Raw genomic sequence first — 15627 nt, forward strand, 5'->3', positions numbered from 1 at the left:
GCCCTGCGCAGTGAAGGACTGCACTTGTTATAAGAAAGCGCTCTGATGCAGTGTAGGTCTATAAACGGGGCACGCTCTCGCTAGCCTCCCCACGTAGCGGATACTAAGCGAAAAACTGCGTTTCTCTTGTTTTTCGCAAGTACCGACGGGCTCAGACTACCCCTATTATAGACCTACACTGCATCATTCGCTTCAATTATTGATTTTTACAGTCCTTCACTTCACCGGCTTTAGATAAGTATCCAGCTCATACTTCCCCTCATTCAGACCTATATTGCCGAAAATTCCTTATTGTTTTGATTTTTTACAATCCCTTATTTTAAAACGAGGGCTTCCGTGCAAAACACGGAAGCCCTCGTTTTATGATATAAATTACTTTCTGTTGAATGCGCCGAATCCGGGATAGCATGCTGCTGCACCAAGTTCCTCTTCGATACGAAGAAGCTGGTTGTACTTTGCCACTCTCTCGGAACGAGAAGGAGCACCGGTCTTGATCTGGCAGGTATTCAATGCTACTGCAAGGTCAGCGATGGTGGTATCCTCTGTCTCTCCGGAACGGTGAGAAGAAATAGCGGTGTATCCTGCCTTGTGAGCCATCTTGATAGCCTCTAAGGTCTCGGATACGGAACCGATCTGGTTTAACTTAATCAGGATGGAGTTTCCGCATCCCAACTTAATTCCCTTGGAAAGTCTCTCGGTATTGGTTACGAAAAGGTCATCACCAACGAGCTGAACCTTGTCTCCAAGCTCCTTGGTCATCTTCTCCCAACCTTCCCAGTCTTCCTCGTCCAGACCGTCTTCGATGGAGTAGATAGGATACTTCTCCACTAAGGACTTCCAGTGAGCAATCAGCTCATCAGAGGTGAAATCCTTACCGGACTTTGGCTGATGGTAGAAGCCCTTACCCTTTTCGCTCTTCCACTCGGAGGAAGCTGCATCCATAGCCAGAACGAAATCCTTACCGGGCTCGTAGCCAGCTGCCTTGATAGCCTTTAAGATGTGCTCAATGGTATCTTCATCGGAAGCTAAGTTTGGCGCGAAACCACCCTCATCTCCTACTGCAGTGGTATTTCCCTCATCCTTTAAGATCTTCTGTAAAGCATGGAATACCTCGGTACACCAACGAAGTCCCTCACGGAAGGAAGGAGCGCCTGCAGGCATAATCATGAACTCCTGTGTATCTACGGAGTTGGTAGCGTGTGCTCCACCGTTTAAGATGTTCATCATAGGAACAGGAAGACGGTTTCCGTTTGCTCCGCCTAAGAAACGGTAAAGAGGAATGTCTAAAGCGTTTGCTGCAGCCTTGCAGGTTGCGATAGAAACAGCAAGGATTGCGTTAGCACCCAGCTTGGACTTGTCCTTGGTTCCGTCAGCCTCGATCATAGCCTGATCTACAGCATAAATGTCCATAGGATCCATTCCCAGTAAAACGTCGTTGATGATGGTGTTGATGTTCTCAACAGCCTTAGCAACACCCTTTCCGCCGAAACGAGACTTATCTCCGTCTCTTAACTCTAATGCTTCGAATTCTCCTGTGGATGCACCGGAAGGAGCAGTTCCTCTTCCGATAGTTCCGTCAGACAGCATAACCTCTGCCTCAACGGTTGGATTTCCTCTGGAGTCAATAATCTCTCTTCCAATGACCTTCTCAATCTCTAAGTAGCTCATCTTACCCTCTCTTTCTCTTGCAAGCCTATGGCTTTGCCAGAAACCAATTTTAAGATTCCTTTAAGAATCTATAGATTAAATCGCAATCCTTATACTAATAGATTGGGCATATCGTGTCAAGAAAGAACTACTGTTTCTCCCGATAATGCCCCCTAAGAAGCCTAAGTTTTTAAAAATAAAAAATCACTCTTTCTTCAGTAGAAAAAACGAATTATTTTCCGGGGAAAATCCCTCGAAGCACTCTGGGATTTCCGGAAAGATCCGGAAAAACTTCCACCGCTTCATATCCTTCTTTTTGGAAAATGTCTTTTACGCTCTCACCTTGGTCGTAGCCGATTTCCAAGTAAAGGCTTGCTCCCGGAAGCAAAACCGCCTTTGCCTCCTTGGCAATCCGGCGATAAAACAAAAGTCCGTCCTCCCCCCCGTCCAATGCCATCTTAGGCTCATACTCCGACACCTCCCGTTCCAAGCCGGGAATCACCCTGCTTACGATATAAGGAGGATTGGAGAGCAATAGGGAAAATTTCTTTCCCCGCACCTCCGTCAATAAATCACTTTGCAAGAGCGTAACATTTTCCCCTAAATGCTTTTCCGCATTTTTCTTGGCCACCACCAAAGCCTTTTCCGAAAGATCCACCAAAAGCAGTTCCTGATAGGGCAAATGCTTTGCCACAGAAATCCCGATACAACCGCTTCCGGTGCATAGATCCAAAATATTTAAGGAAGAAGATCCTGCCTGCTTCGCCAAGTCTGCATAGTCTTCCAAGACCAGGTCCACCAAACACTCCGTATCCGCCCGGGGAATCAGTACATCTTCATTGACAAAAAAATCCAGTCCGTAGAAGCTTTGTCTTCCCAGAATTTGCGCCAAGGGAATCCGTCTTCTCCGCTTTTCAAAGTTTTCAAAAAAGGAATGAAGCTTTCCCAATATTTCCGTTTGTTCAATGCCGGCTGCTTCCACTTTTTCCCTGTCCGCCTTGCATAAGGGCTCCTGCTTTCTAAGGAGATAGTCGGCGGTATTCAAAGAAAAGCTCTCCTGTAAAAGGAGGCGGACTTCCAGTGCCGCCTCCTCTTCTTCCACCCCTGCTTCCACAAGGAGCTGCTTCCCCGTTAATTCTATTTTTTGCAAGCTCGCATCCCTAAGTTTCGGAAAGCCCAAAGCTTCCCGGGAAGCCATCCAATCTTCCATCACGCTTCCCCTTCCTCAGAAACCGCCTGTTCGGAAATCATATTTTCCGAAACCGCATTCCCCGAAGCCGGTTTTGAAGCCGTCTGCTCTGAATTCACATTCCCGGAAACCGCCTGCTCGGAAATCGAACTTTCCGAAACCGACTGTTCCGAAATCGTATTCCCCGAAGACATCTGCTCGGAAACTGCCTTCTCCGGAAAGGCCTTCTTCTGAAAGGCCCTCCAGTCAAAGACCCGCTCCACCGCCGCAATGGCCACTTCCACTTCGTCCCGCTCCGGCTCCTTGGTGGTTAAGCCCTGCATCCACATACCGGGAATAAAGAGCAAGCGGGTAAGAGGGTTGTCCACCATTCCCACCAGACGAAGCACCTCATAGCTGATGCCTGCAATCACCGGTATCAAAAGAAGACGAGACAGTATCTTTAAATAGAGGCTGTCAAAATGCAAAAACATAAAGAGGAAGATGGAAATCATCATCACATAGACGATAAAGCTGGTACCGCAACGCTTATGCTCCTTGGAGGAAGCCATCACATTGTCCACGGTTAAGTCCAGTCCATGCTCCACACAGTTAATGCATTTGTGCTCCGCCCCATGGTATTCAAAGGTCCTGCGAATATCCTTAGCCCGGGAAATCAGCTTGATATACAAAACAAAAATCAAAATACGAAGTAAGCCCTCCAAGAAGGCCAGAGCCGATTCAATAGGAAGAAATTTCTTCACAAAGCTTAGCAAAATGGTGGGCAAAGCCACAAAAATAAACAGAGCCATGGCAAAGGAAAAGACCATCACTAAGGCGGAAAGCACCTGCTCCACCTTCTCTCCGAAAAGCTTGTCCAAAAACTGCTCCAGCTTTCCCGGCTCGCTTCCCTCATCATCCTCATAGAAGCTGGCACTATGGCTAAGGCACTTCATCCCCAGTGCCATAGAATCGTAAAAGGATAAAATTCCCCGTAAAAAAGGAAGGCGGAAGAAAGGGTATTTGTCCGTTAATGACAGATACTCTCCCTGTATCACGTCAATACTGCCGTCCGGCTTTCGTACCGCAACGGAATAGTCCTCCTTATTCTTCATCATAATGCCTTCGATCACTGCCTGACCGCCGATACCGCTATATACCTGTTTTTCCAAAATTCTTCCTTTCCAAAGCTCTTACTATCCGGCTATACAAAAAGATTTCTATTCTTTCTTTTCTATTTTGAAAATAATCTCCTAGCTCCAAGCATTTTCAAAACACACAGAAGTTCCAACGGGAAATAAACCAATTATCTTTCCGGAATAGGAAGAATTATACTAAAGTACCGGCCTTTGAACAATCGTTCCCAAGAAAGTATCACGCTTTTTTCATAAAGATTAACAAAAAAACAGGGCCGAGGCCCTGCTTTTTACTGCTGCTGCATTCCAAACTTCTTATTGAACTTATCGATTCTACCCTTAGCGGATGCCAGCTTCTGGTTTCCTGTGTAGAAAGGATGACACTTGGAGCAGATTTCCACGTGAATTTCCGGCTTTGTGGATCCTGTTACAAATGTGTTTCCACAGTTACATGTTACGGTTGCCTGGTGATAAGTTGGATGAATACCTTCTCTCATTTTCTCCCTCTTTCTGCATGATTGCCAACCATGCGGTTCGTCTATCCCTCTTGGGGATTCCTTGGTTTTCATAATGCATGTGCTATCTATAAATAATAGCACTTTGTCAGGGCGTACCCCTTAGCCGTACCAAGATAGCACAAAGTCTACAGAAAGGCAAGTCTTTCTTCCGGAATTGCTTAGAATCTTATAATTGCTTATTTTTTCTTTTTCTTGTACTATTTTAATAGTTTCATATTGGAGAATCGGCTAGGAAAATCCCCCTCCCCCGGCAGTGAAGGAGCAGAATTTTTTCATGAAAAACACAGAAGACAGCAAGTTGCTTTTACATCATTTTCTCCCGAACTGGGAGCGTTATCTTTTAATGTCCATCGTGCCTATTTATTTTATGCTCATCAGTCTTACCCAGCAAAACCCTATGAGCATTTTTGAAGGTGTACGGGAAATCATTGTGCAACCGGATATTTTGATTACGGACTATTTTGTGGTAGGCGGCGTGGGCGCAGCCTTTTTCAATGCGGGATGCCTCACCATTATTTCCCTGGGCTTACTCTGTATCGCCAAATCCAATTTTGACGGAAGCTGTATTATGGCCTCCTGCCTGATGTTCGGCTTTTCTCTTTTCGGAAAGAATCTTTTAAATATCTGGGCGATAATTCTGGGCTATGCCCTTTATGCCAAAATTCACCGGGTTCCCTTCCGAAAATATCTTCATATCGGGCTTTGCGGTACCACCCTTTCTCCGATTATCACCCAGATTCTGCTGATTCCCAATATTCCGGATGTCCTGCAGCTTCTTTTGGCGCTTGCTGTGGGGCTTGTCATCGGTTATGTTCTGGTTCCCATTTCCCTCCACACCAAGCACGCTCACATGGGCTATTCCCTGTACAATGCCGGTTTCGCCTGCGGTATTATCGCCACCATCGTCATTTCCCTGATGAAATCCTTCGGGGTAAAAATCGAGTCCCGACTGGTTTGGGATACCGACCACAGACTCTTTGGCTTCTACAGTCTGCTTGCGCTCTTTCTCGTCTTGATGCTCCTTTCCCTTTTCTTTGGGCGAAAGGAAACAATTCTTGGCTATCGGGATATCCTGAAGGAAAGCGGACAGGGAAATCCGGACTATTTAAAGAAATACGGAGACTATCCCACCATTTTCAACATGGGGGTAAACGGTCTTGCCATGACTTTGATTCTCTACATTCTGGGAGGAGACTTTAACGGCCCCACCATCGGTTCCATCTTCTGTCTGGTGGGCTTTAGCGCCACCGGAAAGCATCTGCGAAATATTTTACCGGTAATCTTCGGCGTAATTCTTGCAGGATTCTTGAAGGTTTGGTCCGTGCAGGATCCCAGCTCCACCCTCACCCTGATTCTTGTGACTACCTTGGCTCCCATTGCAGGAGAATTCGGCATTTTCTGGGGAATTGCAGCCGGTTTTCTTCATTCTTCCGTTGCCTTAAATGTTGGAATTCTTTATAATGGGACAAATCTTTATAACAACGGCTTTGCCGGAGGTGTGGTGGCCATTTTCCTTGTGCCCATTATCCTTGCCATCAAGGACAGACAGAAGCCTATGGCCATTTACGATGAAGAGGCGAAGAAGCTTGCCATTAAAGACAAGCTTTTTGACAAGCCGGAGGTAAAGCTTCCGAAAAATATCTTTTGGAAATAAGATAGCAAAGAGAAGGGAGATTTCTGCAGAAAACAGTTGAGAGAAAGCGAAAGGAATTCTGCAAAACATAGAATAGAGTAACTTTATGAATAACAATAGAGAAAAAGTCATTGTACAAACCAGTATCATCGGTATTCTGGCCAATCTGTTTTTGGCCGGTTTTAAAGCTGGAGTCGGACTTCTTTCCAACTCCATTTCCATTACTCTGGATGCAGTAAATAATCTAACGGATGCCCTGTCCTCAGTCATAACCATTGTAGGAACCCGTCTGGCCAGCAGGGCACCGGACAGAGAGCATCCTTTGGGGCACGGACGAATTGAATATCTCACCGCCAGTGTCATCAGTCTTTTGGTGCTCTATGCCGGATTCACTTCTTTAATCGAATCGGGAAAGAAAATTCTTCATCCGGAGGCGCCCAGCTACAGTATGATTTCCTTAGTAATCATTTTTGTAGCGGTTTTGGTCAAATTTTTCTTGAGCCGTTTTGTAAAAAGAAGAGGTGAAAATGTAAATTCCCAAAATCTTATTGCCAGTGGTGAGGATGCGGGAAATGATGCCATCCTGTCCTTATCCGTATTTTTATCCGCCCTCTTTTTCCGTTTTACCGGTATCTCCTTAGAGGCCTATGTAGGGGTAGTAATTTCCCTCTTTATTCTGAAAGCCGGCTGGGAGCTTTTACAGGAAACCCTTTCCCAGATTCTTGGTGCAAGAGCGGACAGCAACTTGACTAAGGAGATTAAAGAAACCATCAATGCCATTCCCGGAGTTTTCGGAACCTATGATCTCTTCCTCCATAACTATGGGCCGGACACCTATCTGGCCTCCGCCCATATCGAGGTGGCGGATACCATGCACGCCGCAGAGCTGGATGCCTTAATGCGGAAGATTGAAAGGAAAATCTACAAAAACTTCCATGTGATTATGGCGGGAATCAGCATTTACTCCCGCAACACGGAAAATAAAGCCCTCCTGAAGCTCCAGCAGGAAATTCATGATCTGGTTTTATCCAAGGAGCATGTTTTACAGATGCATGGCTTTTATGTAGAAGAAGAGAAGAAACGGATTCACATGGATGTTGTGGTGGATTTCGAAGAAAAGGACCGTGATGGCCTTATTGCCGGCATCCAAAAAGAACTGGAAGAGAAATTCCCCGGCTATCAGTTTCTGATTACCCGAGATTTGGATATTTCCGATTAAATGCTATACTGTAAAAGTGAAAATCAAATTCCAATAAGGAGCAAACATGATTATTACCAAAACCCCCTTTAGAATGTCCTTTTTCGGTGGAGGCACCGATATGGAAGAATATTTCAAGGAGCATGGCGGAGCAGTGCTTTCCACCACCTTTGACAAATACTGTTATGTAAATGTCCGGCATTTGCCTCCTTTTTTTGACTATAGCACCGAGCTTTCCTACTCCAAGACGGAAAGGGTCTCTTCTCTTGAGGAAATCCAGCACCCTGCTATCCGGGAGGCGATGAAAATGTTGGATATGCAGAAGATTCGTTTGAATTATGAGGCGGATCTTCCTGCCCGTTCCGGCCTTGGTACCAGCTCTTCCTTTGCGGTGGGCATGCTCCATGCCTTCCATGCCTTAAAGGGAAAGTATGTGGGAAAGAAAACTCTGGCAGATGAAGCCATTTATCTGGAAAGGGTACTCTGTAATGAATCCGGCGGCTGGCAGGACCAGATTGCCGCAGCCTTTGGGGGACTTAATCATATCGAGTTTTCCCAAAACGGCTATACCGTAAGCCCCATCCTCATTTTCCCGGAAAGAAAGAAGGCCTTGGAAGAGAATCTGATGCTCTTCTTCACCGGCTTCACCCGCTTTTCCTCCGAGGTACAAAAGGAAAATAAAAAATCCTCCCCTCAGGACAAGCTAAGTCTTTTGTCCGAGATGAAGGCTTTGCTGGTGGAGGCAGAGGATGTGTTGCAGGATAAACACAAGGATTTAAATGACTTCGGTCGTCTTCTGCATAAGACCTGGGAATTAAAGCGAAAAACCGCAAAAACCATCAGTACCGACAGCATTGATGCCCTTTACGAAAAAGGTCGCGAGGCAGGAGCCCTTGGCGGCAAACTCCTTGGTGCCGGGGGCGGCGGCTTCCTCCTCTTCTATGTGGAGAAGGAAAAGCAGGGAAAGGTGCTGGAAGCTATGAAGAACTTGATCCATGTGCCCTTTTCCTTTGAAAATGGCGGCACGCAGGTGTTATATTACGCTCCGGAGCGCTTAGAGGAGTAAAAGACATTTACAAGGTCTCTTACGATAAAAATAGAGGGATGGAAATATAGTTAATGCATTTCATACAGCATAGGTCTAAAACTCGGGCACGCTCCCGCTAACTTCGCCTTCGCATCGGTACTAAGTTCAAGCTTCACTTCGCTCGCTTTCACTAAGTACCGGCGGGCTCAGATTGCCCTCATTTTAGACCTATGCTGCATGAAATAGAATTTCATTACCTTAGATATTTCCATCCCTCTATTTTTCTTCAAAGGCCTTACAAATGTCTTCGATATACTCTAAGGAGCCCCGAAGCTTCTTATACTCCTCTGTGAAGGAGAGACTATTGATTTCCGCTTCGGTGTAGGGGGCTCTAAACATTTTGTGGCCGCTGTAAATGGCGATATAGAGCAGATCTCCTTTGATATAGATGGAAAGCTCCTGTCCTGCAAATTTCTCGGAAAATATCCTGAGCACTTCCGGAGTCAGGAATCGTCTTGTTCCAAACTCATCCGTGGCATAGATATCAAAATGCTCATTGTGCTGAATGTCTTCCGTATCCAGCTTCATCTCCCCTTTTCCGCAGGCAGGATATCTGTACTGCACTTCATTTTTTAAAAGAAAAGCTCTATCCGTAGGGACAATGCGAACTTCTCCCTGCACTGTCACCGGACTCTTCATGCAATACAGCTGTCCTGTAAAATCATACACCGTGGTGGAATGCTTTCCGCCTGTTGTATGATAGGACTCCAGATTTCCTATAAGAAGTCCTCTGTCATCATGAAAGAACAAAAAGGTATCTTGCAGATATTTTTGAGACTTTGGGGTGAACCTCACTACATCCTCCAGAGCAATTCCCTTCTTTTCCACCGTTAGGTCGGGATAGAAGTTCTGTAACAGCGGCTCCAGCACCTCCTTGGCATAAACATCCTGAAGGCTTTCCATATTACTGAAGAACTCCGGCATCTTATGGTATTTTAGATAATAAAACAAAAGACCGCTACCAATCAAAATAAAGCAAAGGATCATACTGTCCCGCCCGATAAGACGAGGCATAAGAATCAGAAAAAACGGAACAAGGTATTTTGCTGTAGACCACCTTTTAATTTCCAACATTTTCTTACGAAGTGCTTGGAGTTTGATTTGAAACTCCGCACTGTCCTCCATGTCCTCAATTTTCTTTAAATCCTCTTCCAAAGTTCCTAACATAGATGTCCTTTCTATTAGAAAAGCAGGCAGAAAAATCCCTATATCTCGACTTTTCAACCTGCCAAATTTCGGACTTTAAGCCATTTCCTCTTATGAGCAAACGCTTTTCTTCCCTTAATCCATATTATAATCCAAATCCTTTAAATCTCTCTTACCCTCTAAATCCTCATGCAGAAAATCCACCTTACCAAGTCCCTTGATTCCTGCCACTAGACTTGTGGGAAAACTAACAACAGCCTGATTGAATACACGTACATTACTGTTGACAATCCGCTTTGCTGCTGCCAAATCTTCATTTTCACTGACAATCTCGGACTGCAGGTTTAAAAATTGCTTAGAAGACAAAAGCTCCGGATAATTCTCTCCTACCATACGAATCTGTGCCAATACATCATTTTGGTTGGCAATCGCCCGGTTCGTATCCTGAATACTTCCTCCCTGACGCAAAGCTACCAGCTCGGTAAATACCTTCTCCTCATGCTTGGCATAGGCCTTAGCCACCTTTAACATTTCCGAAATAGTGTCAAACCGCTTCACCAAGGTAATATCCACAGTCTTCTTGGATTCTTCAATAATAACCATGTAACGATTCAGCATATTGCTCTGTCCGATAAACCAAACAAGAACAATTACGATAAGGATAATGGGTACTAAAACCATATGCAGTTCCTCCTTTTTTCCGGTCGCCCTGAGCTCTTTTCCTAAGGTCAGGGCACTTACATCCATAGCTCTTTCGCCAAATGATTCAAGCTAATTTCTTAAATCTCGGCAGAAAACAGTAAAAAATAGTTTCCTTGCTTATTATACTAAGAACCATGAAAAATACAAGAAATTTCTTTACTCTTGCACCTGCTTGGAAAAATTTGCAATAAAAGGAATCTTTCGAAGAGCGGTATAAAGAAGCATGGAAATCAACACACTCATCACCGCCTGAATGGTATTGGTCAAAATTCCTGCAGAGGCTACGCCAAAATCAAAGACGAAGCTTTCCGCTACAAAGTATCCTATAACGATAATCGCTCCACCGATAAGCGTCGCCAAAAGAGCGGAGGAAAAGCTTTTCTTTTTGCCGTAGACCGTGGCTACCAAAAAGCCTTCAATTCCTTTGACCAAAAAGGTAATAGGAACAAATACCGCATATCCCAAAAGCAAATCCGCCAAGGCTGGACCGATGGCACCTACCAGCGTTCCTTCTTTTCGTCCCAGCAGAAGAGCCGCCAACATAATGACCGCATCTCCTACATTAAAATACCCCCGAATACCGGGCACGGGAATCTTGGTAAACATCGTAAGCAAAGTAGATAGCGCAATCAACACCGCCGTGATTGCGATTCCCAATGTAGTAAAACCGGATTTCGTATGCTTCTGTACTGATGTTGTAGACATGTGCAGCTCCTTTCAAGGAATAAATTGGTTTTTTCTAACACTAAGGACTATATCTCCAAACAGCAGATTTGTAAATATGTATAATTTTTTATTAACAATTTGATAATTATTTATCTATTTTGTCTTTATTGCTTTTCCTATAAAACCAAAGAAAATGAGACTGCAAAAATCAAAATAGTAAAGAATTTTCGGCAATATATTTTGATTTTTTACAGTCTCAATTTGATTTTGCAGTCTCAGTTTTATTCTTCGGACTTTTCTTCGGTAGGAGTGTCCTTTCCTTTTTCGATGCCGCAGATGGACAAAGCTTCATCCACATTTTCCACGGGACGAATCTCCAGCTTATCCTTTACCTCCTCCGGTACATCCCGAAGGTCATCTACATTTGCCTTGGGAATCAAGACAGTCTTTACCCCTGCACGCTCCGCAGCCATCAGCTTCTCCGGAAGTCCTCCGATTGGATTTACCTTTCCTTCCAAAGAAACTTCTCCTGTCATAGCAATCTGCGGGCAAACCGCCTGTCCTGTCACCAAGGAGGATAAGGCTACGGTGAGGGTTACACCTGCCGAGGGGCCATCCTTCGGAGTGGCTCCGTCAGGAACATGGATGTGCAAGTCATTTTCCTTAAAGAAGCTTGCCTTCTCCGGGAACATGGACTTCACCAGACTGATGGCAATCTGGGCAGATTCCTTCATTACATTACCCAGCTGTCCGGTAATGGTAAGCTTGCCCTCTCCCTTGGTAGCAAGCGTCTCGATAAAGAGGATTTCTCCTCCCACTGCGGTCCAAGCAAGACCTGTGACCACGCCGGCTCTACCCTTTTCTTCCACTTCTCTATGATGAAGAGGATTCATATCCAGATATTCCTGTAAATCCTCTTTCCCTACGGTAATCTTCTCGCCCTTTCCTCTTACCAAATGCACAGCGGCAATTCTGCACAGGGTATCCAGGCGCTTTTTCAGCCCTCTCACACCACCTTCTCTGGTGTAGTCGGAGATAATGCTTTCCAAGGCCTCATCGCTGAGTTCCACATTTTCCGGCTGAAGACCTACATTCTTCAAAGCCTTCTTCATCAGGTGCCGTTTACCTATTTCAAACTTTTCCCTGGGAGTATAGCCCTGATACTGAATCACCTCCATACGGTTTAGGAGAGGTGCGGGAATGCTGTCCGTGGTGTTTGCGGTGCAAATGAAGAGTACATCGGAAAGATCATAAGGTACATTCATATAGTGATCCGTAAAGGTATTGTTCTGCTCCGGATCCAAAACCTCCAGCAAGGCTGCTGCCGGATCTCCGTTGTAAGAGGAGGAAAGCTTATCCACCTCGTCCAATACCATAACCGGGTTGGAAACTCCCGCCTTATGGATACCGTCCATAATTCTTCCGGGCATAGCTCCCAGATAGGTTCTTCTGTGGCCTCGAATATCCGCCTCATCTCGCACGCCACCCAGGCTTACTCGGACATATTTTCTGCCAAGGGCCTTGGCAATACTCTTTCCGATACTGGTCTTTCCCGTTCCGGGAGCACCTACAAAGAGAAGGATGGAACCGGACTGCTGCTTCTTTAAGTTCATTACAGCAATCTGCTGAATCATTCTTTCCTTAACCTTCTTTAAGCCGAAGTGGTCTTCGGAGAGAATCTTCTCCGCCTCGTCCAAGTCAATGCTCTTCTGCTCTTCCTTCTTCCAGGAAAGTCCTGTCACAAAGTCCATGTAGTCATAAAGCATACCTGCCTCTTGACCGTTGGTGCCTTCATTTTTCAAACGATTTAAAATCTTAGAGGCTTCCTTCTTGGCAATCTCATTCATGCCCGATTCTTCAATCTTAAGCTCCAGCTTTCTTAAATCGGAAACCTTCTCCGGGTGCATCTCATCCAGCTCTTTTTGCAAATAGTCGATTTGCTTTTGTAAAGCCTGCTCCTTATAGAGCTTCTGGTAGTCCTCCTGCTGCTGATTTCTGGCATCGGAGGTAACCTTGGTGACTTCTACATATTCATAAAGAATCTGCTCCAGCATCTTGGTACGAACGGAAAGTCTGTCTTCTTTTAATACCTGATAGCGCTCTTCATTTTTCAAACTGAGCCATGGAGAAAGAATGCATGCCACTTCTTGAATGGAACCGTACTGGTCAATCATGGTCTGCATAATGCTTCCGGCTCTAAAACGATCCACCAGCGTCTTTAATTCCGCCTTGATTTCCTTTAACTTTCGCTCGGAATCCTCCCGATCCAAATCCTCGATATCGCTTAATGGGGCGGTTTCCAACAACAGGGGCTCCCCTTCTTTTTGAGCCAACTCCAGAATTTTAACTCTCTGTCCTGTACGAACCACCACATAGCCGTCTCCGCTGATTTCCGTAACACTTCCCTCTACCGCAACGGAGTGGAACTCTTCCTTTCTTAAATCCTTTGTATTAAAGCTGTCTTCCTTTAAAACAGCCAGTAACACATGGTCGTCCTGTCTGATTTCCTGTCCTGCAATATTTTTAAAGCTTTGTACTTGAAAATAAATGTAGGAATGGGGAAGAACCATCATATTATAAACCGGAATTACCCGCATCACATTTCCTCCTCTATATTCTGTCATATTGTCTTTCGCTCGTTCTATACCGTTTTGCGACTCTGTATTCTGCTCCACTGCGTTTTGTCCTGTGCTTTGTGCCGCTGTATTCGATTCTGCGCTCCCACTTGCTGTATTCTGCTCTGCACTGCGGGTTTCTGGATTCCACCCTGTGCTCTGCACAGCTGTATTCGATTTCCCGCTCCGGGCCGCTTTGTTCTGCTCTTGCCTTACAGGGCTCTGCTCTACCGCCTCAGGCGCTACGGCATTATGCCCTTCAGTGTTTTGTGCTCCGATACTTTGCCCGCCGAAGTTTTGTCCTACAGAGTTTTGTCCTACAGAGTTTCGCGCTTCAGAACCTTGCCCTTGGGCTCTTTGTCCCGGAGAGCTTTGTGCTTCATTTTCCTGCTTAGAATTCTGCTTTTTTAGCATTTCCTGAGGAATTTCTCGGGAAATGGCAGAAATCCGTCCCCTTTTCTTCTTCTTTAAAAGGGAACGGATTTGTTCCAAAACATCTTGCATGCTCATATACATATCCCTTCTGAAACAAGGAAAAAGCTTCTGCTCTTCTTCCTCATTCCTTTACGTTTTGTCTCATTTGTTAGCAATCATCAATTTCGAGTGCTAAACCTTTTCAAAGAATAACACCCTCCTAAGAGGGTGTCAAGGTCTTTAGAAATTCTTTCGATTTCGACTGTTTGTTAGCTCTTTACGAGACCTATTCGGAGGATAAATCCCTTCCTTTTCTTCCAAATCTTTATTCAGAAGTGTGTACCTTTCCTTATGTTCCTACCGCTTATTCGGAGGATAAGTCTTTTCCTCTTCTCTTATAAAAATATAGGCTGATGCCAAAGAGGGAAAGGCTGAAGGACACACCAAAGAAAAACATTCCGCTTTCATCTCCGGTGGCCACATTTCTGGCCGTACGATAAATCTTGGTACAAATCTTCGGAATCTCCACTATCGGATTAAAAATTTCCAGCTTCTTTACCCCTAAAACCCCGGGATCATGGCTCACAATGGGCGCGGGGGGCTTGCCGCTTTCCCCGGGAGGATTACCCGGTCCGGGCGGGGTGTTCGGATTCGGAGGAGTTGGCTCCGGCGGCACTGGCTCCGGGGGCGTTTCCGGCTCCGGAGGCTTCGGCTTGTCATAACGGTTGTGAAAGGCAATTTCCCCTCTTTTCATATCCTGCTTTAGAGGATCATTTCGATCCGTTACAATCAATACCGCAGTGAGATAGGCAGGTCTTGGATTTCCCGCACTATCCTTGTTTTGCAATTCCACTTTTACGGAAACCAGATACTCCCTATCGTCATAGGTCATATATTCCGTATCACCCTTTTTCTGGCGAATATCGTACTGATAGATTCCCTCCTCCGAAAAGGAAATGGGGGCAAAACGTTTCTCCTCCTTTGTTTTTCCTGCGCCTAAAGTGAGATGAATCTCTTTCTCATCCGGCACCAAATTAGAACCGGATATCACCGGTTCCAGCTCCACCGTAAATTCTTCCTCCGGGAATGAATCTCCCGCGGCATACAAGCTCACCGGAATCTCCACTTTTACCGGAGCAACGGCGGCATAGCTCTTCGGAACAAACAACGAATTCCCCAACAAAAGGCAGAGAAAAAAACCGATAAATTGTATTCTCTTTTTTCCCTTCATGCTTTCTTTCCTCTTTCCTTTCCTCCTACTTTGCTGACTTACTTCATTAGTGACTTTCTTTCTTAGCGACTTTCTTTCTTAGCGACTTTCTTCCTAAATTACTTTCTTCTTTACCGCTAAGCTTAGCCCTTCTTACTCTCTCTACGAACTGCCTTCCCCAGCAGTTCTTTTAACCCTTATCTTCACAATATTCTGATAAGTAATTATATTATCGGCACAATTTGCAATTTTATATAAGCTTTTTAATAATATTTTGTTTTTTCTCTTTCCCCGGAAGCTGCCCTTTCCCTTTGCTTTTTTAAGAATTTTATAGTTTCTTTATAATTATAGTCGTTTTGAATAATTAATACCTTCTATTATGTTTTGAAATTGGACAAATATATTTAATCTTGATAGTATTTTTTATGAAATTAATTTGTACGTTCAAAATACTTATTTTTTTGCTTTATAGAAACAATCAGGAGGA

Annotated in this window: 12 protein-coding genes; 3 read left to right on the forward strand and 9 right to left on the reverse strand. The window is 44.9% G+C overall.

Features of this window, described 5'->3' with window-relative positions; genetic code table 11:
* Positions 1–372 precede the first annotated feature (372 nt).
* The 4 genes from eno to rpmE form a co-directional block, all read right to left on the reverse strand.
* On the reverse strand, positions 373–1668 hold the full coding sequence (eno, locus tag HNQ46_RS06290; RefSeq protein ID WP_007157719.1) for a phosphopyruvate hydratase: 1296 nt from the start codon (positions 1666–1668) through the stop codon (positions 373–375).
* Between the two features lie 211 nt (positions 1669–1879).
* Positions 1880–2857 carry a peptide chain release factor N(5)-glutamine methyltransferase gene (prmC, locus tag HNQ46_RS06295; RefSeq protein ID WP_183683900.1) on the reverse strand — a complete coding sequence of 326 codons (978 nt, stop codon included), beginning with the start codon at positions 2855–2857 and terminating at the stop codon, positions 1880–1882.
* Entirely contained in the window at positions 2857–3987 is a 1131-nt protein-coding gene (locus HNQ46_RS06300) for a DUF1385 domain-containing protein (RefSeq protein ID WP_183683902.1), read from the reverse strand. The genes prmC and HNQ46_RS06300 overlap by 1 nt, the downstream gene beginning before the upstream one ends.
* Before the next feature lie 254 nt (positions 3988–4241).
* Positions 4242–4448, reverse strand: coding sequence for a 50S ribosomal protein L31 (rpmE, locus tag HNQ46_RS06305; protein ID WP_040649303.1), 207 nt, complete (start codon positions 4446–4448; stop codon positions 4242–4244).
* 295 nt (positions 4449–4743) lie between these two features.
* On the opposite strand from rpmE, the gene HNQ46_RS06310 reads away from it, so the two are divergent.
* The 3 genes from HNQ46_RS06310 to HNQ46_RS06320 all read left to right on the forward strand — a co-directional run bounded on the left by HNQ46_RS06310 (position 4744) and on the right by HNQ46_RS06320 (position 8366).
* Positions 4744–6123, forward strand: a complete 1380-nt coding sequence (locus HNQ46_RS06310; protein ID WP_183683904.1) for a DUF1576 domain-containing protein — start codon at positions 4744–4746, stop codon at positions 6121–6123.
* Positions 6124–6208: 85 nt separating this feature from the next.
* Positions 6209–7321, forward strand: coding sequence for a cation diffusion facilitator family transporter (locus tag HNQ46_RS06315; RefSeq protein WP_183683906.1), 1113 nt, complete (start codon positions 6209–6211; stop codon positions 7319–7321).
* Between the two features lie 46 nt (positions 7322–7367).
* Positions 7368–8366 (forward strand): GHMP family kinase ATP-binding protein, encoded by a 999-nt coding sequence (locus HNQ46_RS06320; RefSeq protein WP_183683908.1) that lies wholly within the window; start codon positions 7368–7370, stop codon positions 8364–8366.
* Positions 8367–8603: 237 nt separating this feature from the next.
* Here HNQ46_RS06320 and HNQ46_RS06325 read toward each other — a convergent pair whose 3' ends face one another.
* The 5 genes from HNQ46_RS06325 to HNQ46_RS06345 form a co-directional block, all read right to left on the reverse strand.
* Complete coding sequence (locus HNQ46_RS06325) at positions 8604–9554, reverse strand: DUF3137 domain-containing protein (RefSeq protein ID WP_183683910.1); 951 nt, start codon at positions 9552–9554, stop codon at positions 8604–8606.
* 114 nt (positions 9555–9668) lie between these two features.
* Complete coding sequence (locus tag HNQ46_RS06330; protein ID WP_183683912.1) at positions 9669–10214, reverse strand: LemA family protein; 546 nt, start codon at positions 10212–10214, stop codon at positions 9669–9671.
* 177 nt (positions 10215–10391) lie between these two features.
* A complete protein-coding gene (locus tag HNQ46_RS06335) occupies positions 10392–10940 on the reverse strand; it encodes an ECF transporter S component (RefSeq protein WP_183683914.1) in 549 nt (182 codons plus the stop codon).
* A 242-nt stretch (positions 10941–11182) separates the two neighbouring features.
* Positions 11183–14032, reverse strand: coding sequence for an endopeptidase La (lon, locus tag HNQ46_RS06340; RefSeq protein ID WP_183683916.1), 2850 nt, complete (start codon positions 14030–14032; stop codon positions 11183–11185).
* 262 nt (positions 14033–14294) lie between these two features.
* A complete protein-coding gene (locus HNQ46_RS06345; RefSeq protein ID WP_183683918.1) occupies positions 14295–15161 on the reverse strand; it encodes a Spy0128 family protein in 867 nt (288 codons plus the stop codon).
* Positions 15162–15627 lie beyond the last annotated feature (466 nt).

Origin of the sequence: Oribacterium sinus, assembly GCF_014202695.1 — a bacterium.
GTDB classification, from domain to species: Bacteria; Bacillota; Clostridia; order Lachnospirales; family Lachnospiraceae; genus Oribacterium; species Oribacterium sinus.

Coding starts and splice junctions, on each gene's coding strand:
- eno (WP_007157719.1), bottom strand. CDS start 1,668: ATGAGCTACTTAGAGATTGAGAAGGTCATTGGAAGAGAGATTATTGAC.
- prmC (WP_183683900.1), bottom strand. CDS start 2,857: ATGGAAGATTGGATGGCTTCCCGGGAAGCTTTGGGCTTTCCGAAACTT.
- rpmE (WP_040649303.1), bottom strand. CDS start 4,448: ATGAGAGAAGGTATTCATCCAACTTATCACCAGGCAACCGTAACATGT.
- HNQ46_RS06310 (WP_183683904.1), top strand. CDS start 4,744: ATGAAAAACACAGAAGACAGCAAGTTGCTTTTACATCATTTTCTCCCG.
- HNQ46_RS06315 (WP_183683906.1), top strand. CDS start 6,209: ATGAATAACAATAGAGAAAAAGTCATTGTACAAACCAGTATCATCGGT.
- HNQ46_RS06320 (WP_183683908.1), top strand. CDS start 7,368: ATGATTATTACCAAAACCCCCTTTAGAATGTCCTTTTTCGGTGGAGGC.
- HNQ46_RS06325 (WP_183683910.1), bottom strand. CDS start 9,554: ATGTTAGGAACTTTGGAAGAGGATTTAAAGAAAATTGAGGACATGGAG.
- HNQ46_RS06330 (WP_183683912.1), bottom strand. CDS start 10,214: ATGGTTTTAGTACCCATTATCCTTATCGTAATTGTTCTTGTTTGGTTT.
- HNQ46_RS06335 (WP_183683914.1), bottom strand. CDS start 10,940: ATGTCTACAACATCAGTACAGAAGCATACGAAATCCGGTTTTACTACA.
- lon (WP_183683916.1), bottom strand. CDS start 14,032: ATGTATATGAGCATGCAAGATGTTTTGGAACAAATCCGTTCCCTTTTA.
- HNQ46_RS06345 (WP_183683918.1), bottom strand. CDS start 15,161: ATGAAGGGAAAAAAGAGAATACAATTTATCGGTTTTTTTCTCTGCCTT.